The sequence below is a fragment of the Terrisporobacter muris genome (genome assembly GCF_024621905.1).
Taxonomy (GTDB): Bacteria; Bacillota; Clostridia; order Peptostreptococcales; family Peptostreptococcaceae; genus Terrisporobacter; species Terrisporobacter muris.
Map to the genome: position 1 here is coordinate 1 of NZ_JANKBY010000003.1, position 22,827 is coordinate 22,827.

At 29.2% G+C, this 22,827-nt stretch carries 24 protein-coding genes; all 24 read left to right on the forward strand.

Going from position 1 to position 22,827, the window contains the following annotated elements:
- Positions 1 to 201 precede the first annotated feature (201 nt).
- The 24 genes from pgsB (at position 202) to NSA58_RS00490 (ending at position 22,773) form a co-directional block, all read left to right on the forward strand.
- Complete coding sequence (pgsB, locus tag NSA58_RS00375; RefSeq protein ID WP_277613689.1) at positions 202 to 1,401, forward strand: poly-gamma-glutamate synthase PgsB; 1,200 nt, start codon at positions 202 to 204, stop codon at positions 1,399 to 1,401.
- Positions 1,402 to 1,419: 18 nt separating this feature from the next.
- Positions 1,420 to 1,869, forward strand: coding sequence for a poly-gamma-glutamate biosynthesis protein PgsC (pgsC, locus tag NSA58_RS00380; protein WP_039680587.1), 450 nt, complete (start codon positions 1,420 to 1,422; stop codon positions 1,867 to 1,869).
- A gap of 208 nt (positions 1,870 to 2,077) precedes the next feature.
- Positions 2,078 to 3,685 carry a gamma-glutamyltransferase family protein gene (locus NSA58_RS00385; RefSeq protein WP_079764676.1) on the forward strand — a complete coding sequence of 536 codons (1,608 nt, stop codon included), beginning with the start codon at positions 2,078 to 2,080 and terminating at the stop codon, positions 3,683 to 3,685.
- Between the two features lie 121 nt (positions 3,686 to 3,806).
- On the forward strand, positions 3,807 to 4,937 hold the full coding sequence (gene hemW / locus NSA58_RS00390; RefSeq protein WP_074079676.1) for a radical SAM family heme chaperone HemW: 1,131 nt from the start codon (positions 3,807 to 3,809) through the stop codon (positions 4,935 to 4,937).
- A gap of 115 nt (positions 4,938 to 5,052) precedes the next feature.
- The gene (hrcA, locus tag NSA58_RS00395) at positions 5,053 to 6,084 is read left to right on the forward strand and encodes a heat-inducible transcriptional repressor HrcA (protein WP_039680588.1); all 1,032 of its coding nucleotides are present in this window, start codon (positions 5,053 to 5,055) and stop codon (positions 6,082 to 6,084) included.
- A gap of 17 nt (positions 6,085 to 6,101) precedes the next feature.
- Positions 6,102 to 6,701 carry a nucleotide exchange factor GrpE gene (grpE, locus tag NSA58_RS00400; protein ID WP_052233075.1) on the forward strand — a complete coding sequence of 200 codons (600 nt, stop codon included), beginning with the start codon at positions 6,102 to 6,104 and terminating at the stop codon, positions 6,699 to 6,701.
- A gap of 57 nt (positions 6,702 to 6,758) precedes the next feature.
- A complete protein-coding gene (gene dnaK, locus NSA58_RS00405; protein ID WP_039680589.1) occupies positions 6,759 to 8,588 on the forward strand; it encodes a molecular chaperone DnaK in 1,830 nt (609 codons plus the stop codon).
- A 139-nt stretch (positions 8,589 to 8,727) separates the two neighbouring features.
- Complete coding sequence (gene dnaJ / locus NSA58_RS00410) at positions 8,728 to 9,888, forward strand: molecular chaperone DnaJ (protein WP_039680590.1); 1,161 nt, start codon at positions 8,728 to 8,730, stop codon at positions 9,886 to 9,888.
- A 158-nt stretch (positions 9,889 to 10,046) separates the two neighbouring features.
- Positions 10,047 to 10,988, forward strand: a complete 942-nt coding sequence (gene prmA / locus NSA58_RS00415; RefSeq protein ID WP_039680591.1) for a 50S ribosomal protein L11 methyltransferase — start codon at positions 10,047 to 10,049, stop codon at positions 10,986 to 10,988.
- An 8-nt stretch (positions 10,989 to 10,996) separates the two neighbouring features.
- On the forward strand, positions 10,997 to 11,749 hold the full coding sequence (locus tag NSA58_RS00420; RefSeq protein ID WP_039680592.1) for a 16S rRNA (uracil(1498)-N(3))-methyltransferase: 753 nt from the start codon (positions 10,997 to 10,999) through the stop codon (positions 11,747 to 11,749).
- Positions 11,749 to 13,059, forward strand: a complete 1,311-nt coding sequence (gene mtaB / locus NSA58_RS00425; protein ID WP_039680593.1) for a tRNA (N(6)-L-threonylcarbamoyladenosine(37)-C(2))-methylthiotransferase MtaB — start codon at positions 11,749 to 11,751, stop codon at positions 13,057 to 13,059. Before NSA58_RS00420 ends, mtaB begins: the two co-directional genes overlap by 1 nt.
- 45 nt (positions 13,060 to 13,104) lie before the next feature.
- Positions 13,105 to 13,455: a histidine triad nucleotide-binding protein gene (locus NSA58_RS00430; protein ID WP_039680594.1), complete on the forward strand. Its 351-nt coding sequence runs from the start codon at positions 13,105 to 13,107 to the stop codon at positions 13,453 to 13,455.
- A 159-nt stretch (positions 13,456 to 13,614) separates the two neighbouring features.
- On the forward strand, positions 13,615 to 13,794 hold the full coding sequence (gene rpsU, locus NSA58_RS00435; protein WP_039680595.1) for a 30S ribosomal protein S21: 180 nt from the start codon (positions 13,615 to 13,617) through the stop codon (positions 13,792 to 13,794).
- 26 nt (positions 13,795 to 13,820) lie between these two features.
- Positions 13,821 to 14,264: a GatB/YqeY domain-containing protein gene (locus tag NSA58_RS00440; RefSeq protein WP_039680596.1), complete on the forward strand. Its 444-nt coding sequence runs from the start codon at positions 13,821 to 13,823 to the stop codon at positions 14,262 to 14,264.
- Positions 14,265 to 14,397: 133 nt separating this feature from the next.
- A complete protein-coding gene (locus NSA58_RS00445) occupies positions 14,398 to 14,895 on the forward strand; it encodes a TspO/MBR family protein (protein WP_074079679.1) in 498 nt (165 codons plus the stop codon).
- Positions 14,896 to 15,013: 118 nt separating this feature from the next.
- Complete coding sequence (locus NSA58_RS00450; protein WP_039680598.1) at positions 15,014 to 15,247, forward strand: YabP/YqfC family sporulation protein; 234 nt, start codon at positions 15,014 to 15,016, stop codon at positions 15,245 to 15,247.
- A 12-nt stretch (positions 15,248 to 15,259) separates the two neighbouring features.
- Entirely contained in the window at positions 15,260 to 16,552 is a 1,293-nt protein-coding gene (locus NSA58_RS00455) for a sporulation protein YqfD (protein WP_039680599.1), read from the forward strand.
- 34 nt (positions 16,553 to 16,586) lie between these two features.
- Positions 16,587 to 17,600: a PhoH family protein gene (locus NSA58_RS00460; protein ID WP_039680600.1), complete on the forward strand. Its 1,014-nt coding sequence runs from the start codon at positions 16,587 to 16,589 to the stop codon at positions 17,598 to 17,600.
- A gap of 19 nt (positions 17,601 to 17,619) precedes the next feature.
- Positions 17,620 to 18,081, forward strand: a complete 462-nt coding sequence (ybeY, locus tag NSA58_RS00465) for an rRNA maturation RNase YbeY (protein WP_074079680.1) — start codon at positions 17,620 to 17,622, stop codon at positions 18,079 to 18,081.
- Positions 18,082 to 18,086: 5 nt separating this feature from the next.
- Entirely contained in the window at positions 18,087 to 18,809 is a 723-nt protein-coding gene (locus NSA58_RS00470) for a diacylglycerol kinase (RefSeq protein WP_039680602.1), read from the forward strand.
- Positions 18,810 to 18,937: 128 nt separating this feature from the next.
- On the forward strand, positions 18,938 to 19,828 hold the full coding sequence (gene era / locus NSA58_RS00475; RefSeq protein WP_039680603.1) for a GTPase Era: 891 nt from the start codon (positions 18,938 to 18,940) through the stop codon (positions 19,826 to 19,828).
- Between the two features lie 11 nt (positions 19,829 to 19,839).
- Positions 19,840 to 21,213, forward strand: coding sequence for a magnesium transporter (gene mgtE, locus NSA58_RS00480; protein ID WP_074079681.1), 1,374 nt, complete (start codon positions 19,840 to 19,842; stop codon positions 21,211 to 21,213).
- Between the two features lie 195 nt (positions 21,214 to 21,408).
- On the forward strand, positions 21,409 to 22,170 hold the full coding sequence (recO, locus tag NSA58_RS00485; RefSeq protein WP_039680605.1) for a DNA repair protein RecO: 762 nt from the start codon (positions 21,409 to 21,411) through the stop codon (positions 22,168 to 22,170).
- Positions 22,171 to 22,773, forward strand: coding sequence for a DUF4342 domain-containing protein (locus tag NSA58_RS00490; RefSeq protein WP_039680606.1), 603 nt, complete (start codon positions 22,171 to 22,173; stop codon positions 22,771 to 22,773). It abuts the gene before it with no gap.
- Positions 22,774 to 22,827: the final 54 nt, after the last annotated feature.

Below are 22,827 nucleotides of genomic sequence, written 5' to 3' on the forward strand. Positions count from 1 at the left end.
TATTATTTAGAAATTGAAATAAATACTTTTAGAAATTAGGAGTTTTTGATATAATTGACTAGTTGTTAGACAAGATATGATAATAATCTAGATTTTATACTAATGTATGAAATAAAATATTTTTAGTATTAACCTTGGTACATGAAAACAATCATACAATGATTATTAATTAGGGAGGGATGAGCTATTATTATTATAGTATTGTGTATAATCACTCTGCTTATACTTGGTATAAGAGAGCAACTTGCTCAAAAGAAAAATGTTAAAAAGATACCAATAAGAGTGAATATAAATGGAATAAGAGGAAAATCAACTGTTACAAGATTAATAACTGGAATATTAACTGAAGCAGGATATAAAACAGTAGGAAAAACAACTGGAACAGAAGCAAGAATGATTTATTGGTTCCAAGATGAAGAAGAACCTATAATAAGAAAACCTCAAGGTGCTAATATAGGTGAACAATTAGATGTATTACAAAAGTCGGCTGATCTAGGGGCAGAAGCTTTAGTATGTGAGTGTATGGCAGTAAATCCAGACTATCAAAAGGTATATCAATTTAGAATGTTAGAAGCAAATATTGTTTTAATAGTTAATGTCCTTGAAGATCATATGGATGTACTGGGACCAACATTAAATGAAGTTGCACAAGCATTCGCTGCAACAATACCATATGATGGACACTTAATTACTATACCAAGCCCTTATTTAGATTACTTTAAAGAAGTCGCTGAAGAAAGAAATACTAAGGTAATAGTAGCTGATAACTCAAAAATAAGCAGTGAATTTTTAGCTAAATTTGACTATATGGTATTCCCAGATAATGCATCTTTAGCATTGGCTGTAGGTGAAGCTTTAGGTTTAGACAAAGAAGTATGTATGAGAGGAATGCTTAATGCTCATCCGGATCCAGGTGCAATGAGAGTTACTAAAATAGGTGAAGAATCTCTAAATTGTCATTTTGTAAATGGATTTGCGGCAAATGATCCTCAATCAACTTTAAATATTTGGGCCAAAATATGTGAAATGGATTACAAATCAGATGATCCAATAGTTATAATGAACTGTAGACAAGATAGGGTTGATAGAACTGAAATATTCGTAAGAGATGTGTTCCCAAATATTCAAGCTCATACCCTAGTTGGTATAGGTGAAGTAACAGAGCCTATGACTACGGCATTTAAAAAAGGTATGTTACCAAACGTGAAAAATTATATTGATTTAGAAAATGCAACACCAGATGAAATATTAGAGACTATAAGACCGTTAATGAAAAATAGAGTAATCTATGGTGTAGGAAATATACATGGTACGGGTGAACCATTTATAGAAAGACTTTTAAGTATGAGTCAAGATAAAACAATAAATGATTATAGTAGAAAGCAAAAAGCTATAATCTAGAAAATTTAGGAGGCTATAATGGTATCGACAGATTTATACGTTGCAATAATCTTAGGTCTAACTCTAAGTTTATTATTTCAAGAAAAATTCGGAATTAACCCAGGAGGTATGGTAGTTCCTGGTTACTTAGCGCTTACAATGGACAATCCTAAAAGTTTAATAGTAATATTTTTATTAAGTGTCTTAACTTATATTATAGTTGAATTTGGATTGAATAAATTCCTTATACTATATGGAAGAAGAAGATTTTTAGCAATGCTATTGGTATGCATGCTATTAAAAATAGCGATAGATACATTAAATATATCAATGGGTATGTCATTAGGTGCTCTTGATGGAGTTGGAATAGTTATACCTGGTTTAATAGCGAACTGCTTCTATAAGCAAGGTATAAAGCTTACAGCAGTAAGTACTATAGGTGTTTCTTTAGTGGTTTTTGTTATCTTAAATGTAGCTCAATTAGTTTAAGGAGATGAAAATATGACTAAGAATTTGACTTTAAAAGAAAAAATCCAAATATATATAAAAAATAGAAAAGAGATAACACTTTTTAATTTATTGACATTATCGTTAATTTTATGTTTTACTTATATGTTTTTAGATGTTATATTCTAAAATAGATAATTTAATCTTTACCGCTAGTTTTGAAATTTAATATCAAAAAGGAGAGAATAAATTGAAAAAAACAAGATGGAAGCAAATTACATCTGTGCTATTAGCACTCGCATTAGGTTTAAGTTTAGTTTTCTATGATAATATTCAAACTATGCTTACTATGGGTGTGAACAAGGTATTAAAAAGAGATGGCTTAGAAGGATATGGAGTAAGTTCATCTAATCCTTTAGCTGTTAAAGTGGGCATTGATGTTTTAGAAAATGGTGGAAATGCTGCAGATGCAGCAGTAGCAATATCATATGTATTAGGCGTTGTTGAACCTTATGGTTCTGGAATTGGAGGTGGAGGAGCTATGCTTGTTTACTCTCCGAAAGATGATGATTTTAAATTCTTTAATTATAGAGAGACAGCCCCTATAAGTTCTACAACTCAAATTAGTGGTATTGGTGTACCTGGTTTTGTAAAAGGTATGGAAGATGTAAATAACACTTATGGGACGAAAGAAATGAAAGAGCTTATACAACCTGCTGTTGACTATGCACAAAATGGATTTAAAATGGATACGAGCTTGTATAATAGACTTGATATTTTTAAAGGTTACTCAGATATGAATAGTTTGACTACATTCTATAATGAAGATGGTGAACCAAAAAGTGAGGGAACGACCATAGTTCAACCGGAATTAGCAAGCACTTTAAAAACTATTCAAGAAGGTGGAGCGGAGGCTTTTTATAATGGAGTAATTGCTCAACAGTTAACAGTTGGGACTCTAATGAAACCAGAAGATTTATCTACGTATAAAACAGAAATTTTAAAACCATTAACAGGTGAATTTAATGGATATGAAGTTGTAACAGCTCCAGCACCTTTCAGTGGGACAACATTATTACAAATATTGAAAATGGCTGAATATGCTGATGTTCAAAAATTTGCTACTAATGAAATAGATTATTTAGAAAAAATGTCTCAAATAGTAAACATTGCTTATACTAATAGAATGGCACATATTGCAGATCCTAACTTTGAAAATGTTGATTCTCAAAAATATGTAACTGATAATTATGTAAAAAAGCTATATGAGAGAAAATATGTTGAGGATATAACAGAAGATGAAAGTGAAGATACGACAGCTTTTGTTGTAACTGACAAAGATGGAATGGTAGTTTCTTGCACAAATACGTTAGGTGATTTCTTTGGTTCTCAAATTACAGTAGGTGGATTTTTCTTAAATGATTCAGTAGGTCATTTTAATGAAAATGCTCACTCTATAAATGCTTATAAACCAGGAAAGAGATCAAGAACATTTATAGCGCCAACTATAATACGAAAAGGTGACGATTTTATCATGGGTATTGCTTCTCCAGGAGGAAATGTTATATCTCAAGCTATTTCGGAAGTATTATTAAATTACTTTAAGTTTGGTCAAAATATATCTGAGTCTATAGATGAACCTAGAACAGTATTTAGAAATAATGAAGAAATATTAACGGAAAGACAACTTTCTGATAATATTATTAATGAAATGGTCTCTAAAGGATATTCAGTGAGTTATTATGACTCTAATATTTTCTATGGTTCTATCCAAACCATAATAAAAGATAAAACAAAAGGAATAACTGGTGGAGCTGACTATAGAAGACGTGGAGAATACCAAGTTAAATATAAATAAACATATATTAAACCTCATTTATGAAAATAAATGAGGTTTTTTTAAATTTAAGTGAATTTTAAATTTAATAAGTAAGGGTAATAATATAAAAAGACACAAATAAAGTAAAAGAGGTGAAGAAATGTTAGGATTATATATACATATTCCTTTTTGTGTGAAAAAATGTAAATATTGTGATTTTAACTCATTTAAACTTAATATTGATGAAAAAAGGAAATATTTAAATTCTTTAAAAAGAGAAATGGAATTATATAAAGAAAATCTTGAAAATAAAAGTATAGATAGTATATTTGTAGGAGGTGGAACGCCTAGTATTTTAAACGAAGAAGAAATAAAAATATTATTTAAAAATATAAAAAATAATTTTCAAATTAAAGATAGTGCTGAAGTAACAATGGAATGTAATCCAGGAACATTAACTTTAAATAAATTAAAAATTATGAAGGAATGTGGAGTGAATAGACTGAGTATAGGTCTACAGGCGGTTCAAAATAATCATTTAGAGTACATAGGAAGAGTTCATACTTATGAAGAATTTGAAAAAAACTATTATCAAGCTAAAGAAGTTGGTTTTGAAAATATAAATATTGATCTTATGTATGCTCTTCCAAATCAAAGTAAAGAAGATTGGATGGAATCCTTAGAAAAGGTTGTAAAGTTAAATCCTACTCATATTTCTGCATATTCCTTAATATTAGAAGAAAATACGGAATTATTTAATATGTATGAAAGGCATGAATTTAAACTGTTAGATGAAGATACGGACATTGAAATGTATGAATACACAATAAATTATTTAAAATCTAATGGATATAATCAATATGAAATATCAAACTATGCCAAAAAAGGATTTGAATGCAAGCATAATATTTTATACTGGAAATGTGCAAACTATGTTGGACTTGGAGTTTCAGCGTCAGGTTTTTTAAATGAAACAAGATATAATAACTTGTGTGAGTTAGATAAATATGAAGATATAATACATAGTGGTAAAAAACCTATAGAGTGGGAAGAAAAACTAAGTATCAAAGATGAAATAGAGGAAAGTATATTCTTAGGATTAAGAATGAATGAAGGTATAAAATTTAAATATTTTTATGAAAAGTACAATTTTAATTTTGAAGAAGAATATAAAAATGAGATCGACAAATTGAAAAAAATGAAGTTGATTGAAACTAAGGATGAAGGTATGAAGTTGACTCAAAAAGGAAGAGAGATATCTAATAGTGTTTTTGTGGAATTTATGAAATAAGAAAACAAATTACTTAAAAACTATTGACAATAAAAATTTAACGTGGTATATAATATATATAATCTTTTTAGCACTCGAACTTAATGAGTGCTAACAGCGAAGGAGGTATTTTTGAATGGAATTAAATGAAAGAAAAATGAATATCCTCAAAGCAATAGTTAAAGATTATATAGAAACAGCTGAAGCTGTAGGGTCTAGAACAATATCAAAAAAATATAACCTTGGCGTTAGCGCAGCAACTATTAGAAATGAAATGGCTGACTTAGAAGAGTTGGGATATTTAGTTCAGCCTTATACATCTGCAGGAAGAGTTCCTACGGAAAAGGGCTACAAACTATATGTGAATTCTCTTATGAATACTATTGAACTTAGTGACAATGATAAAGAGATAATTGAAAGATGTGTAGAAAGTAATATGAATCATATTCAAAATTTAATACATGAAACATCAAAAATGTTATCTCAACTAACTAATTATACTACAGTTGCAATGACAAAACATGTATCTACTTTAAATGAAATTAAGCATATTCAATTAGTTGGGATGCATGAAAGCGAAATTTTATTAATAGTAGTTACAGAAAAGGGAGATATAAAAAAATCAAGCTTAAGTGCTAAAATTGATTTAGATCAAGCTAAGTTGAATTTAATTTCTGATAATTTAACTAGAAAGCTTTCAGGCAAGACTATAACAGAGATAGATGATAGATTAATAGCATATATAAAATATGAAATTGGAGAATATTCATCAATAATAGACCAATTACTTAATATGTTAAATACAAACCCTACTGAGGAAGAGCTTTCAATGACGTTAAATGGAGCTACTAATATTTTTAATTATCCTGAATTTAATGATGTGCTAAAAGCAAGGTCATTTTTAGATATGCTAGGAACGAAAGAAACTATAGCTAAGATAGTTAAATCAAAGGGTATATTAAAAGATAATGCTACAATTATTATTGGTAGTGATAATGATTGTGAGCAAGCTCAAGAATGCAGTGTTGTAACAGCCACATACAAGGTAGATACAGATTTAATTGGTCGTATAAGCTTTATAGGACCTACGAGAATGGATTATTCTAGAATATATTCAATAATAAATTATATGAATATATTATTAAATAATAAATCAAATAAATTTTAAGCTGAGGGGTGTAAATCTTGGAAAAAAACATGAATCAGGATGAAAACATACAAGAAAATTGCACTTCTAATGATGGAGAAGCAGTACAAACATCTGAAGAAAATGCAGAAGTAGAAACTGCATGTGAAGATAATGTAACAGATATAAACTCTAAATTAGAAGAAAAAAAAATAAATGACAAAATGGAAGAACTTGAAAGACAAGTAGAAGAAAAAGAAGACAAATATAAAAGACTTCAAGCTGAATATTCTAATTATATTAGAAGAACTCAAGAAGAAAAGCAAACTATAGGTATATTTGCCAATGAAAAAATAATTACAGAATTAATACCTGTTATTGACAGCATGGAAAGAGCTATGGATGCTTTTGCAGATAAAGAAGATGACATGTATAAAGGCATTGAACTTGTACATAAACAGTTAATAGACTGTTTACAAAAATTTGAGGTTGAAGAAATCAAGGCATTAAATGAAGATTTTGACCCAAATTTACATTTAGCTGTAATGCAAGAAAGTGTAGATGGAGTAGAACCAAACAAAGTCGTAATGGTACTACAAAAAGGTTATAAGCTAAATACAAAAGTAATAAGACCTACAATGGTTAAAGTTTCTTGTTAATTAAGATAACAAATTATTAAAATTTAAATAGATGAATAATTAAGGAGGAAATAAATTATGTCAAAAGTAATAGGAATAGATTTAGGAACAACAAACTCATGTGTTGCTGTTTTAGAAAATGGAGAACCACAAATAATAGCAAATAACGAAGGTATGAGAACTACTCCATCTGTAGTTGCTTTCACAAAAGATGGAGAAAGAATAGTAGGGGAGCCTGCAAAAAGACAAGCAGTAACAAATGCTGATAATACAGTAATATCTATAAAAACTCATATGGGTACAGATTATAAAGTTAATATAGAAGGAAAAGAATATACACCACAAGAAATATCAGCTATAACACTTCAAAAACTAAAGGCCGATGCTGAAAGTTACTTAGGTCAACCAGTTAAAGAAGCTGTTATAACAGTTCCAGCTTACTTTACAGATGCTCAAAGACAAGCAACTAAAGATGCTGGTAGAATAGCAGGATTAGAAGTTAAGAGAATAATAAACGAGCCAACTGCAGCAGCTCTTGCATACGGTATGGACAAATTAGATCAAGATAAGAAAATATTAGTATTTGACTTAGGTGGAGGTACTTTCGACGTATCTATACTTGAAATAGGTGATGGTACTTTCGAAGTTTTAGCTACTGCTGGTAACAACAGATTAGGTGGAGATGACTTCGATAAAGTTATAATAGATTATTTAGCTGAAGAATTCAAAAAAGCTGAAGGTGTTGATTTAAGACAAGATAATATGGCTCTTCAAAGATTAAAAGAAGCTGCTGAAAAAGCTAAAAAAGAATTATCTTCAACAATGACAACAAACATAAACTTACCATTCATAACAGCTACTGCAAGTGGACCAAAGCATATGAATATAGATTTATCTAGAGCTAAGTTTGATGAATTAACTCATCATTTAGTAGAAAAAACTATGGAACCAACTAAGAGAGCTTTATCTGATGCTGGTCTTTCTGTATCAGAAATAGATGACGTATTATTAGTAGGAGGATCTACAAGAATACCAGCTGTTCAAGATGCTGTTAAGAAATTCATAGGAAAAGAACCTCACAAAGGTATAAATCCAGATGAATGTGTTGCTGCTGGTGCTGCTATACAAGCTGGTGTATTAACTGGTGAAGTTAATGACTTATTATTATTAGACGTAACTCCATTATCTCTAGGAATAGAAACTATGGGTAACGTAATGACTAAAATAATAGAAAGAAATACTACTATACCAACTAAGAAATCACAAGTATTCTCAACTGCTGCAGATAACCAAACTGCTGTTGATATACATGTTCTTCAAGGTGAAAGAAGTATGTCTTACGACAATACTACTTTAGGTAGATTCCAATTATCTGAAATACCACCAGCACCAAGAGGAATACCTCAAATAGAAGTTACTTTTGATATAGATGCTAACGGTATAGTTCATGTTACTGCTAAAGATTTAGGAACTGGAAAAGAACAAAAAGTTACTATAACTTCAGGAACTAACTTAAGTGAAGACGAGATAGAAAGAAAAGTTAAAGAAGCAGAAATGAATGCTGAAGCTGATAAAGCTAAAAAAGATAAAATAGAAGCTGTTAACCAAGCTGATTCAACTATATATCAAACAGAAAAAACTTTAAATGAGTTAGGTGATAAAGTAAATGCTGATGATAAATCTGCAATAGAAGCTGCTCTTGCTTCATTAAAAGAAGTTAAAGACAAAGAAGCTGCTACTGCTGAAGAAATAAAGGCTGCTATAGATGAAGTAATGAATAAATTCCACAAAGTATCTGAGCAAATGTATCAACAAGCTCAAGCTGAACAAGCTGCTCAAGGTGGAGAACAAGCTACAGAAAATCAATCAAATGATGATGTAGTAGATGCGGATTTTAAAGAAGTATAAAATTTGAATTTGTTGCAAAAATATACTGATTGTGTATAATAAATTAAAGGATATTAATCTGTTTTGAAACAATTAATAATAGCTTGTAGTTTGATATTCTACAAGCTATTGTTTTGTAATATAAAGGTGGTGACAATACTTGAGTACTAAAAGAGACTACTATGATGTCTTAGGTGTGGGTAAAAGTGCGGATGCAACGGAGATAAAAAAAGCTTATAGAAAACTAGCTATGAAATATCACCCAGACAAAAACCCAGGAGATAAAGAAGCTGAAGAAAGATTTAAAGAAATTAATGAAGCCTATGAAGTATTATCAGATGAAACTAAAAGAAGAAACTATGATCAATTTGGACACGAAGGTGTAAATGGTCAAGGATTTGGTGGAGCTGGAGGTTTTGGTGGCCAAGGCTTTGGTGGATTTGATGATATATTTGGAGATATATTTGGAGATATGTTTGGAGGCGGTTTTGGCGGTGGACGTCAAAGAAGAAGAGGTCCAGAACGTGGTGCTGACATAAAACAAAGGGTAAATATATCTTTTGAAGAAGCTGCCTTTGGTAAAAAGGTTCAAGTTAAAATCAATAGAAGTGAAGAATGTGAAGAATGTAATGGAAGTGGTGCAAAACCAGGAACTTCTAAAAAAACTTGTCCAACATGTAATGGTAGTGGTCAAGTGCAATCAGTACAAAGAACTCCTTTTGGAAACATAGCAAGTACAAGAACATGTTCTACATGTAACGGTGAGGGTGAAGTTATAGACTCACCATGTACAAAATGTCATGGAAAAGGAAGTATAAGAAAAACTAAGACTATTGAAGTTGATATACCAGCAGGTATAGATGAAGGTCAAATGATTAAATTAGGTGGTCAAGGTGAACTTGGAAGTAGAGGTGGACCAAGAGGAGATTTATATATTGAGGTTAATGTAAATGCTCATCCACTATTTACAAGAGAAGGTTACGATGTTTATTTAGAAATGCCTATAACATTTGCTCAAGCTACTTTAGGAGATAAAATACAAGTTCCTACTTTAGATGGAAAAGTAGAATATGAAATTCCAGAGGGAACTCAAACAGGAACAGTATTTAGATTAAAAGGTAAAGGTATACCAAAACTAAGATCCAATGTTAGAGGAGATCAATATGTTAAAGTAACTGTTGAAATACCTAAAAAATTAAATGATAAACAAAAAGAATTAGTTAGACAATTTGCTAAAGAGTGTGGTCAAGAAGTCCACCAAAGGCAAAAAACTTTAAGTGATAAAATAGATAACTTTTTTAAAAATCTAAAAAAAAAATAAAGCAAATAATAAAATCCTTCCAATGTACATAATATTGGTAGGATTTTTTATTTAATTATAACTATTATATGTATAAAACAATATTATAAAAGAGAATAATTATGATATAATAAAGTTCATGAAAAGAATAGTATTAAATATTGAAAGAAGGTTTACATATGAATTGGACAGAAGTAACAGTTAAAACGGCGACAGAAGCTGTAGAAGCTATAAGTAATATATTATTAGAAGAAAGATGTGGAGGGGTAATGATAGAAGACCCTAAAGATTTTTTATTCCAAAAGAAAAATGAGTTAGATTGGGATTACGTTGAGGAAGAAGTATTCAATAAAAGTAATCAAGAAGGGGTATTAATAAAAACATATATACCTGAAGAGAGAAATGTATTAGAGCTTGTAGAAACTATAAAAGCTAAAATATCTTTATTACCATCATGTGGACTAGATATAGGAGAAGGAACGGTATCTCTAAGTAATGTTAATGAATCAGACTGGGCTAATGAGTGGAAAAAATACTACAAACCAACAAAAATTGGAAAACAAATAGTAGTAAAACCTACTTGGGAAAATTATGAAGCTCAAGAAGGTGATTTAATAATAGAATTAGATCCAGGGATGGCATTTGGTACGGGAACCCATGAAACTACATCAATGTGTATAAGAGAATTGGAGAAATATGTAGATTCTACAAAAAGAGTATTTGATATAGGGTGCGGAAGTGGAATACTAGCTATTGCAGCAGCAAAACTTGGAGCAAAAGAAGTTGTTGCAGGAGATTTAGATGAAGTTGCTGTTAAAGTTTCAAAAGAAAACTGTGAACTAAATGGCGTATCAGATAAAGTTACTGTAAAACATGGTAGTTTATTTGAAGTCGTAGAAGGAAAAGCTGATGTAATCGTGGCTAATATAATAGCTGATATTATAAAAATATTAGCTAACGATGTAAGTAAATTCTTAAGTGAAGATGGTGTATTTATATCATCAGGAATAATTCATGCTAAAATAGATGAAGTTGTAGAATCATTAGAGAAAAATGGATTTGAAATAGCTGAGATAGTAAAACTTGGTGAATGGTCAGCTATAGTATCAAAACTTAAGTAGGTGAAATTATGGATAGATTTTTCACGCCTAAAAGCAATATTAATTTAGAACAAAATACTTGTATTATAGAAGGTGAAGATGTTAAACATATTTCAAGAGTTCTTAGATGTAAGGAAAATGACAAACTTGAAGTATGCGACATGGACAATAATGAGTATATTTGTAAAATAAAGGAAATAAACAAAGACAATATATTATTAGACATAATTGAAACAGTAAATATAAAACGTGAATCTAGCCTAAAGGTTAAGTTATATCAAGGTATGCCTAAAGGAACTAAAATGGAGTTAATACTTCAAAAATTAACAGAAATAGGTGTAGATGAAATAGTTTTAGTACAAACTAAAAGAAGCGTAACTAAAATAGACAACAAAAAAGAAGATAAGAAAATGGAAAGATGGGAAAGAATCATTTACGAAGCTGCAAAGCAAAGTAAAAGAGGGAAAATACCAAAACTTACAGGTGTTTTAACTTTTAAAGAAGCATTAGAAGATATGAAAAATAATGATTTGAACCTTTGTCCTTACGAAAATGAAAGGACAATCTCTATAAAGGAAGGCTTAAAAGATTCTAGTGCAAATAAAATTGGAATTTTTGTTGGACCAGAAGGTGGATTTGAAGAAGACGAAATTGAAAAAATTCAAAATATAGATGGAAAAGTTGTTTCTCTAGGTCCTAGAATACTTAGAACAGAAACTGCATCTGTAGTTGCTTCATCCATAGTTTTATATGAGCTAAGTGACTTAGGAGGAAATATATAATGAAAAAAGTAGCTTTTTATACTTTAGGCTGTAAAGTGAACCAATACGAAACAGAAGCAATGCTTGAGATGTTCAAAGAAGATGGATATGAACAAGTTGATAGTGAAGATTATGCAGATGTTTATGTTATAAACACTTGTACAGTAACACATATGAGTGATAGAAAATCACGTCAATATATAAGAAGAATGAAAAAGAAAAATCCAAATGCTATAATAGCAGTTGTTGGGTGTTATTCTCAAGTATCTCCAGAAGAAATACTTGAAATAGAAGAAGTTAATCTAGTAATGGGAACTAATGAGAGAAGAACTATAGTTGATGAAATTAAAAAATTAGAAGTTGTAGAAGGTGATAAAAAAGCTTCTACAGTTGATGATATAATGAAAGTTAGAGCTTTCGAGGAAATTGAAATAAGCCAGTCTAATGGGAGAACTAGAGCATTTATGAAAATACAAGATGGATGTGATAGATTCTGTACTTACTGCATAATACCTTACGCAAGAGGTGGAAAAGTAAGAAGTAGGGATATGGAAAGTATAGTAAATGAAGCTAAAACTCTAGCTGAAAATGGATACGAAGAAGTAGTATTAACAGGTATACATGTTGCTTCTTATGGAAAAGATTTAAAAGAAGAAAATACAAATCTTCTAGATGTAATTAAGAGAGTAAATGAAATCGATGGAATAAAGAGAATAAGAACAAGTTCTGTTGAACCTATATTATTCACAGATGAATTTGTAAATGAAGTATCAAACATGGAAAAAGTAATGCCTCATTACCATCTATCATTACAAAGTGGATGTGATGAAACATTAAAAAGAATGAATAGAAGATATACAACAGAAGAATATAAAACAATAGTAAATAAATTAAGAGAAGAAATTCCAAATGTAGCGATTACTACAGATGTAATAGTTGGATTCCCAGGTGAAACTGAAGAAGAATTTGAAAAGACTTATAATTTCCTAAAAGATATTGAATTATCACAAATGCATATATTCAAATATTCACCAAGAAAAGGAACTAAAGCAGCAGATATGGAAAATCAAGTTTCTCCACAAGATAAGCATGAAAGAAGTGAAAAACTTCTGAAATTAAATAAAGAAAACTTTGAGAAAATGGCAACAAGAATGGTTGGTAAAGAGTTTGAAGTATTATTTGAACAAGAAGTAGGAGAAAATAAATATGAAGGATTAACTCCTAATTATTTAAAAACTATTGTTACTTCTAATGAAGATATTTGTGGAAAAATACTAAAAGTTAAAATTATAGAAGTAAAAGATGAATATGTAGAAGGAATTTTAGTATAAGATGTAGAATTTTAGGTTTATAATCAATAGTTAGGAGGTGGAAAAATGGATTGTTTATTTTGTAAAATAATAGATGGAGACATACCATGTGATAAAGTATATGAAGATGATAAAGTTTTAGCTTTTAATGACATAAACCCTGTGGCACCACACCATATACTAATTGTTCCTAAAAAACATTACGATAGTATATTAGATATTTCAGATAAAGAAATAGAAATTGTTGCACACATTCACTCAGTTATAAATAAAATAGCTATAGATAAAGGTTTTAGTGATGCTGGATTTAGAATAATTAATAACTGTGGAAGCGACGGAGGTCAAGAAGTTAAGCACCTTCATTATCATGTACTAGCGGGTAAAAAGTTACCTAATTATGAAGCAAATGAAAAATAGTTTTTTTATAAAGAATTTAAAATTATAGATAATTAAATACTTGATAAAAATTTAATTTTAGTTTATAATAAACAAAGTGTGAGGTTGTAATGCAGTGATGCAGATATAATCAAATTACAGTCCCAGCATAATTCGCGAAATCGGAGGGAGGGAAAAAGAATGTCAGAAGTAAGAGTAAGAGAAAATGAAACATTAGACAGTGCTTTAAGAAGATTTAAACGTCAATGTGCAATGTCTGGCATAATGTCAGAAGTGAGAAAAAGAGAGCACTATGACAAGCCAAGTGTTAAACGTAAGAAAAAAGCTGAAGCAGCTAGAAGAAAAAACGCTAAAAGATAGTAAATAGAAATAAAGAGGTGAGGGGAATGTCCCTTAAACAAAAGTTACAAGAAGATCTAAAATCTTCTATGAAAAATAAAGATACTGTTAAGAAATCTGTTATAACTTTAATAAGAGCTTCTATTAAACAATATGAAGTTGATAATAGAGTTGAATTAGGAGATGACGAGATAGTAGATCTTATTGCAAAGCAATTAAAACAAACTAGAGATTCTCGTGAGGAGTTTGCAAAAGCTGGAAGAGAAGATTTAGTAAGTAAGGCAGAAGCAGAAATAGAAGTTTTAAAAGAGTACCTACCTCAACAATTAAGCGAAGAAGAATTAAATAAAATTGTAATTTCTACTATATCTGAAGTAGGAGCTACTTCTATGAAAGATATGAAAAAAATTATGACATCAATTATGCCTAAAGTGAAAGGCAGAGCTGATGGAAAACTAATAAATGAGTTAGTAAAGAAAAATTTACAATAGATAAAAGCCTAGGGAGTGATCTCTAGGTTTTTTTATGTTGTAATTAATAAATAAATACTCATAATCACTTCTTATTATTCATATTTATTTAATAGAAATACATAAGAATAATAATTGAAAGTGAGGTAAGAAGTTGATTATATCAGTAAAGGAAGTTAAAAAATATACATGCTGTGTGCTGATTCCAGTACTTGTTGGATATTTAAGCAGTATTTTAGCCCAAGCTATAAGTGGGGTAGATACCATAATATATTATCATGAACTTATCAAACCGGGCTTTGCACCTCCAGGCATAGTATTTCCTATTGTTTGGACTATACTATACATATTAATGGGTACATCATCTTACATAATGTTATCACAAAAGAAAAATGAATCGAAAATAAAGGATACCATGTTTTATTATTGGGCTCAGTTAGGACTAAATTTTTTATGGTCTATTTTGTTTTTCGGATTTCAACTTAGATTAACAGCTTTAGTAGACTTAATACTACTTTTTGTTTTTGTAGTAATAATGGTTTATAAATTTTATAATATTAAACCGATTGCAGCTTATTTAAACATACCATATATTCTATGGTTAATTTATGCTATAGTCCTTAATTACTTTATATGGTTTATAAATAAGTAGATAAATGCAAGGAAAAATACTGAGAGTATTCTCAGTTTTTTTTGTATAAAGATATAAAAAACATGAAATTTTAAAGGGATACATTAATAGAATATACAAGAGGGAGGGGATTTTCATAATGGATATATCACCAGATTTAAAAGTAACACAACCGACGGTTACTTTAGTAGGTAATACATTTGTAAAGATAGAAAACTATTTATCAATTATAACTTATGACACTAGTTTAATTAAAATAAAGACTAAAGTTAAAACAATAAAAATAACTGGGGATAAGCTTTTATTAAAGTATATAGAAACAGAAGAAATTGGAATAAAAGGACTTATATACTCCCTAGAGTATGTTGATTAGGAGGAGATAGTAGTGATAAGTTTCGTAAGAGGATATTACACAATTGTTGTAGAAGGGTTAGATACAGAAAGCTTTTTAAATTACCTTATAAGAAATAAAATATATGTTTACAATGTAAATAGGATAGAAAAAGTGAAAATTCAATTTAATATTGACAGAGATAACTATAGAAAATTAAAAAAAATTCATAGAAGTAATAAATTTAATATTAAGGTTAAAAAACAGACAGGCATTCCTTTTATTGCGAAAAGAATATATACTTATAGAGGAATGGTTATTTGTGCAATAATTTCTTTAATCATATTGATGTCCACATCGCAGTTTGTCACAGATGTGTATATTACAGCTCCAGAGGGGATAGACAAAACGGCTCTAAAAAAGGAGCTTTACATACAAGGAGTTAAACCAGGAATATATAAAAAAAGCATAGATAGAAAAACCGTAAGAGACAATATAATGAGCAAATTTAAACAAATTGCCTACGTATCAATAAATGTTAAAGGAACTAACATATTCGTAAATATTACTAAAAAAGATGAAAGTCAAAATTCAGAAGAAAACTCTAATTATTGTAATATTATAGCCACAAAAGATGGTATAATAGAAAAAGTAGTTCCTAGAAGCGGTGAGGCCGTTGTAGAAGAAGGTGACATAGTTAAAAAGGGAGATGTATTAGTTAACGGAGCTAATACTACAGCTTTACCAGAAGTTTGGGCAACAACTTTTTATGAGGCAAAAAAATCTTCAAATTACATAGATATTAAAAATCAAAGAACTGATAATAAGAAAAAAGTTTATACCATAAGTTTCTATGATAAAAAATATAAAATATTGAGAAACATAAAATATAAGGATTATGAAATTGAAAATAAAACACATGAACTTAAATTAGGAGATTACACATTTCCTATAAAAATAACAGTAAGTACTTTTTATGAAGTAAGAAAAGTTGAAAATAAAATAGATGTTAAAAAAGTAAAAGAAGAACTATCTAGAGCTGTATTAAAAGAGTTGGATTACACAATACCAGTATCAGCAAGAATTGTAGATTCAAAGGATAAATATAATGTAAATAAAAGTATGGTAGAATATATAGTGACAGTGACTACAAGTGAAGATATAGCTCAACTGGATATATTAAGTAAAAGCGAGGCAGAAGCTATAATTAAGTCTAATTTAGAAAAGAAAAAGCAAGAAGAGGGAGAACAAAAGAGTTCAAATCCTCAAAATAGACCTATTAATGATATAAGAAATGAATTTAAAGAAGAAGATATAAAAACTAACACTAATGATAAAGAAAATTAATAAAATGTATATCACTTAAGGAGGAATATTTCAATTGATCATACAAAAAAAATTTATGGTATCAGAAGAAAAGTTTGAAAGAGAGTTATTTGGAAACTTTGATGAAAATATAAAATTAATAGAAAACACTCTAAATATGGATGTGATACTTAGAGAAGGTAATATTGTATTAATGGGCGAAGAAAAAAATGTAGACTTGGCACTTAGGCTAATGAATGAGTTGCATGACTCAGTAGTTAAAGGTAAGTCATTGGATAAACAAAGTATAACTTATTCATTATCCCTATTATTAGAAGGCAGTGAAAGAAAGATTAAAGAGTTAGAAGATGTAATAATTTTAACTAAAAAAGGAAATCCTGTACAACCTAAAACTTTAGGGCAAAAGGAGTATGTTGATTTAATTAGAAATAATGATATAACTTTTGGAATTGGACCAGCAGGAACAGGAAAAACCTATTTAGCTGTAGCTATGGCAGTGAGAGCTTTTAAAAATGATGAAGTAAGTAGGATAATTCTTACTAGACCAGCAGTTGAAGCAGGAGAAAGTTTAGGTTTTTTACCTGGAGACATGAAGGATAAAGTAGATCCATACTTAAGACCATTATACGATGCTTTATTTGACATGCTTGGAGCTGATAGGTTTAATAAATATTTAGAACGAGGAACTATAGAAGTTGCTCCGCTAGCTTTTATGAGAGGGAGAACTTTAGATAATGCCTTTATCATATTAGACGAAGCTCAAAACACTACACCAGAACAGATGAAGATGTTCTTAACAAGACTTGGATTTGGATCAAAGGCTGTAGTAACTGGAGATATAACTCAAACAGATCTTCCAAGTAATAAGAAGAGTGGTTTAGTTCAAGCGACAAAAATACTTGCTAATGTAAGTGGTATAGGCAGTATTCAACTAAGCGAAAAAGACGTTGTAAGACATGAGTTAGTTCAAAGGATAATAAGAGCTTATGAAAAATTTGAGAACAAAGAAGAATTTAATCTAAATAAAAAACAAGAAATGAAAAGAAAAGATAGCGGTACAAAAAAATAAGACAATAGAAGGTGGAACAATGGAATTAATTATAGACAATAGACAAGATAAATTAGACGTAACAGAAGAGTTAATAGAAAAAATAAAAGATATTATATCTGAATGTTTAGATTATGAAGGATACGACGATGACTATGAAGTGAGTTTATCATTTGTTGATAATAAAGAAATACACCAATTAAATCGTGACTTTAGAGGGGTAAATAGACCTACAGATGTATTATCATTTCCTCTTTTAGTAGATGAAGAATTTGATGTGGATTTTGGAGAAGAATCTTTAGGAGATATAGTAATTTCTTTAGAAAGAGCTTTTGAACAAAGTAAAGAATATAACCATAGTTTTGAAAGAGAAGTTTGTTTTTTAGTGTGTCATAGTGTATTTCATTTATTAGGGTATGACCATGATACAGAAGAAAATACAAAAGAAATGAGAGAAAAGGAAGAACATATCTTAAATAAGCTTGGGATAACAAGGGAGTAATCTTTATGAAAGATAAAAAAACTCGCCCTAATATTATAGAAGCATTTAATGCAGCTATTCAGGGTATCTTATATACATTTAAATATGAACGAAATATGAAAATACATTACTTTATAGCAGTATCAGTATTGATTGTAAGTTTGTTTTTTGATTTAAGTAAACTGGAGATGATGATACTAATCCTATCTATTTCTTTGGTTATAATATCTGAAATGTTTAATACTGCTATAGAAAATACGGTTGATTTAGTTACAGACAAGTATCATAAACTAGCTAAAATAGCGAAAGACGTGGCAGCTGGAGGAGTATTAATATCAGCTTTAAATGCAGTGGCAGTTGGTTATCTTATATTTTATGATAAATTTACAGATTTATCTAAATCATTAATTTTTACTATAAGGAAATCAGATCCTCATGTTACCTTAATATGTATTGTATTAGTACTAATATGTGTAGTTGTTGTAAAAGCACTAACATCTACAGGGACTCCACTTAAAGGAGGTATGCCAAGTGGTCATGCAGCTCTTGCGTTTGCAATAGCCACATCAATAGCAATGTTGATTGAAAGACCTGTAGTAGCAGCCTTAGGCTATATTATGGCAGTATTAGTAGCACAAAGTAGGATAGAAGGAAAAATACATACATTTTGGGAGACAGTTGCAGGTGGATTATTAGGCATTTTAGTAGCTATGTTAGTTTTCCAATTAAAAATAATTAACTTTTATTAAAATATGTTATAATATTAGATGTTTATTTAATTTTTATAAAAAATATTAGTGAAACGAATAGATGTATATACACGGGAAAAAATGAACAATAATATAAACAATCAAAAGAAAAGTCAGGAGAATTATATATGTTTAAATCAGGATTTGTAAGTATTGTAGGTAGACCAAATGTTGGGAAATCTACATTAATGAATAACGTAGTCGGAGAAAAAATCGCGATAATGAGTGATAAGCCTCAAACAACAAGAAATACTATACAAGCAGTTTACACAAATGAAGAAATGCAAATAGTATTTTTAGATACACCAGGTATCCATAAACCTAAAACTAAATTAGGAGAATTTATGGTAAATCAAGCAACGGATGCATTTAAGAATGTAGACGTAGTTTTATATGTAGTAGATGAGTCTAAAAAAATAGGGCCAGGAGATAGAATGATAATAGAAGAGTTAAGAAATATAAAAACTCCTGTAATATTAGTTATAAATAAAATGGACCAAATAGAAGAAGCTGATTTATTTAAATTAATGGAAATGTACAATAATGAAGGAATATTTAAAGGAATAGTGCCTATATCAGCTTTAAAGGGAAGAAATGTAAAAGAATTAATGAAGGTAATAGGAGAGTATCTTGAAGAAGGACCAAAATACTTCCCAGATTATATGATTACAGATCAACCAGAGAGAGTATTAGTGGCAGAATTAATAAGAGAAAAAGTATTACACTATGTTCATGATGAAGTACCTCATGGAGTAGCAGTAGAAATAGAGAGAATGAAATTTAGAAAAGATAAAAATATAGTAGATATTTCAGCTGTGATATGTTGCGAAAGAAGTTCACATAAAGGTATAATTATAGGAAAGAATGGTAGAAAACTAAAAGGAATAGGGAAGTCAGCAAGAGAAGATATGGAATTACTTTTAGGAACAAAAGCAAATCTTCAGTTATGGGTAAAGGTAAAAGAAAATTGGAGAAACTCGCAAAATTACATAAGTAATTTTGGATACAATGATAAATAAAGGTGGATTATATGGATAAGAAACAGGAAGATTCCAGGGATTTGTTAAGGGATGTTATATCCTTACTTGAAAATAATAAATTATTAGATTTAAGAGAGTTACTAGAAGAATATCATATTATGGATATTTTTGATGTAATGGAAAACTTAGATGAAGATATGAAAATAAAATTATTTGAAGTATTACCAATAGATATGTCTGCTTCTATTTTGGAGGAAAGTGGTCCAGAATTTTTTAAATCATTATTATCTAATATAGATCAGGAACATGGAAAAAATATTTTAGAGCAAATGTCATTAGATGATTTGACAGATATTTTAAGTGAAATAGAAGAAGAAGAAAGACATAGAATAATGAATCTTTTAAGTAAAGAAGATGCTGATGATATTAAAGAATTGTTAGTATATGATGAAGATTCAGCTGGTGGTATTATGACTCCTGGTTATATTGAAATAAATAAAAATATGACTGCAAAAGAAGCAATAGATCACATGAGAGAAAATGCTTTAGATGCAGAAACAATATATTATATTTATGTAGTTGATAATGATGAAAAACTAGTTGGTGTTTTATCTCTTAGAGAATTGATAACAGCTAGGGACTCAGTTATTGTAGAAGATTTAATGAGTGAAAATATTATTTCAATAGATGTAGAAGAAGATAGAGAAGAAGCAGTTAGATTAGTATCAAAATATGATTTAATTGCTATACCAGTAATAGATAAACATGGAGTATTAAAAGGTATAATAACAGTGGATGATATCATAGATGTAATGGAAGAAGAAGCAAGTGAAGATTTATATAAACTAGCTGGCTCTTCGGAACATGAAAGAGATGTGGCAGAAGATCAAAATGCTACACCGCTTCAACAAGTAACTTCTTCTGTTAGAGCTAGAATGCCATGGTTAATAATAATATTAATAATGGGATTACTATCAACAATACTTTTAACTAAGTTAAATTTTATTGGAACTGACTCAACCTATGTAAAAATACTTTTCTTCTTACCAGTTATATTATGTTTAGGTGGAAGTATAGGTATGCAATCATCATCTATAACAATAATGACATTATCAAATAAAGATATGACATCTTTAAATAATACATTAAAGGAAGTCTTAGTAGGTATAGTAACAGGTATATTCTGTGGGCTAATAGGAGGAGCAGGAACATATATTATAATAAATAATCAAAGTATTGCATTGCTTGTAGGAGTAGCGATACTTATAAATATGATATTTGGAGCTACTATTGGAGCTTTTGTACCTGCTTTATTAAAGAAATTAGATATAGATACTTCTATAGTATCTGCACCTCTAGTTTCTGTAATACTTGATTTTATAGGAATATGTATATTTTTCTTAATAACAACTATGTTCCTGTAAAAAATTGTATTCAAAAGATATGAATTATTTCCTCTATTCTTACGAAAAATAATTAGAAATAATGTAAGAAGGGGGCAATAATATGTATGATATGATATGGCAATTTTTTAAAAAAAGTGGAAGTATAGAAGCTTATTTGTATATTAATAATCATAAAGCCTTACTTAAAAAGAAAGAATAAAAGGGAGATAAGTAATGGTAATATTAAACACCCAGGGTATAGTACTTAAATCAGTTACCTATAAAGAAAATGACCTAATACTAACTATATATACTAGGAAACTGGGAAAAATAGCGGCAATAGCTAGAGGAGCTAAGAAAAGTAAAAGTTCTTTATTATCTTCTTCACAAACATTTGCATACTCTAATTTTACATTAAAAAAAGAAGGAAATATGTATAGAGTAACCCAAAGTGAAATTATAAAAAGTTTTTATAACTTATCTTATAATTTTGAGGCTTTTTCTTATGCAACTCATATACTAAAATTAATAGATAACTTTATTGTTGATAATCAATCTAATAATAGACTCTTTATATTGCTTGCTCAATCTCTTTATTTATTTTGTGAAGAGGATATAGATATGGAATATGTGAGTTTATGCTTTGAACTTAAATTCTTAGATTATATAGGATTTAAACCAATTGTTAATAAATGTGTAAGTTGCTATAATAGTGATTTTAAAAGTCCAGTATTTAATATATATGAAGGTGGAATATTATGTGAAAAATGTAGTGATAATTTCGACCACAACCTAAATATGAATGTAACTACGACAAAACTTATGGATTATATATTAAAAAATGATATACTTTCATGCTCAAAAGCAAAGGTATCTAAATATCTAATAAATGAGCTAAATAAGATTTTAAATATCTACATGAATGAATATCTAGGAAATATAAATGAAAAATCACTAAATGTTTTAAAAAGTCTAAATAAAAAGGGAGTGGAATAAATGAGTAAAATAACTATAGAGTCCATTGATCAGGTGATGGAGAGAGTGCCAGACGCAACTTATGCTCAGGTAAAAGAAGCTCTTCTCAAATGTGATGGAGATGTGGTTGATGCTATAATTTTATTACAAGATAATTCTACAGGCGCAGGAGAAAAGAAAGATAAAAAAACCTTTGAAGATGTATTTGGAAAAGATTCAGATAAAATGAAAGAAGAAATTACAGAACTTATAAGAAAAAGCAATGTAGTACGTATAGTTGTTGAAAAAAATGGAAAAGTTATAATTAATGTACCTATTACTGTTGGAGTTGTAGGAGTAGTATTTGCACCAATATTATCACTCATAGGTTTATCAGCATCAGTACTTGCAAAATATAGAATAAAAATTGAAAATGAAGATGAAGGCACAACAGTTGATTTAGGAGAATTTAGCGAAGAAAAGTTAACTATAATTAAAGATATGGTAAGCTCTGCTGCTAAAGATGTAAAGCAAGCTGTTGATAAGAAAAATAAAAACACAGAAGATAAAAATGAATCAAATAATGACGAAGTTATAATTGACCTTAATAAAAACGACTACAGAGAAAAAAAGGATGAAGAATAACAAATAATGAGCTAGTTTATTGACAAATTTTTTATGTTTTGTTATTCTTACAAA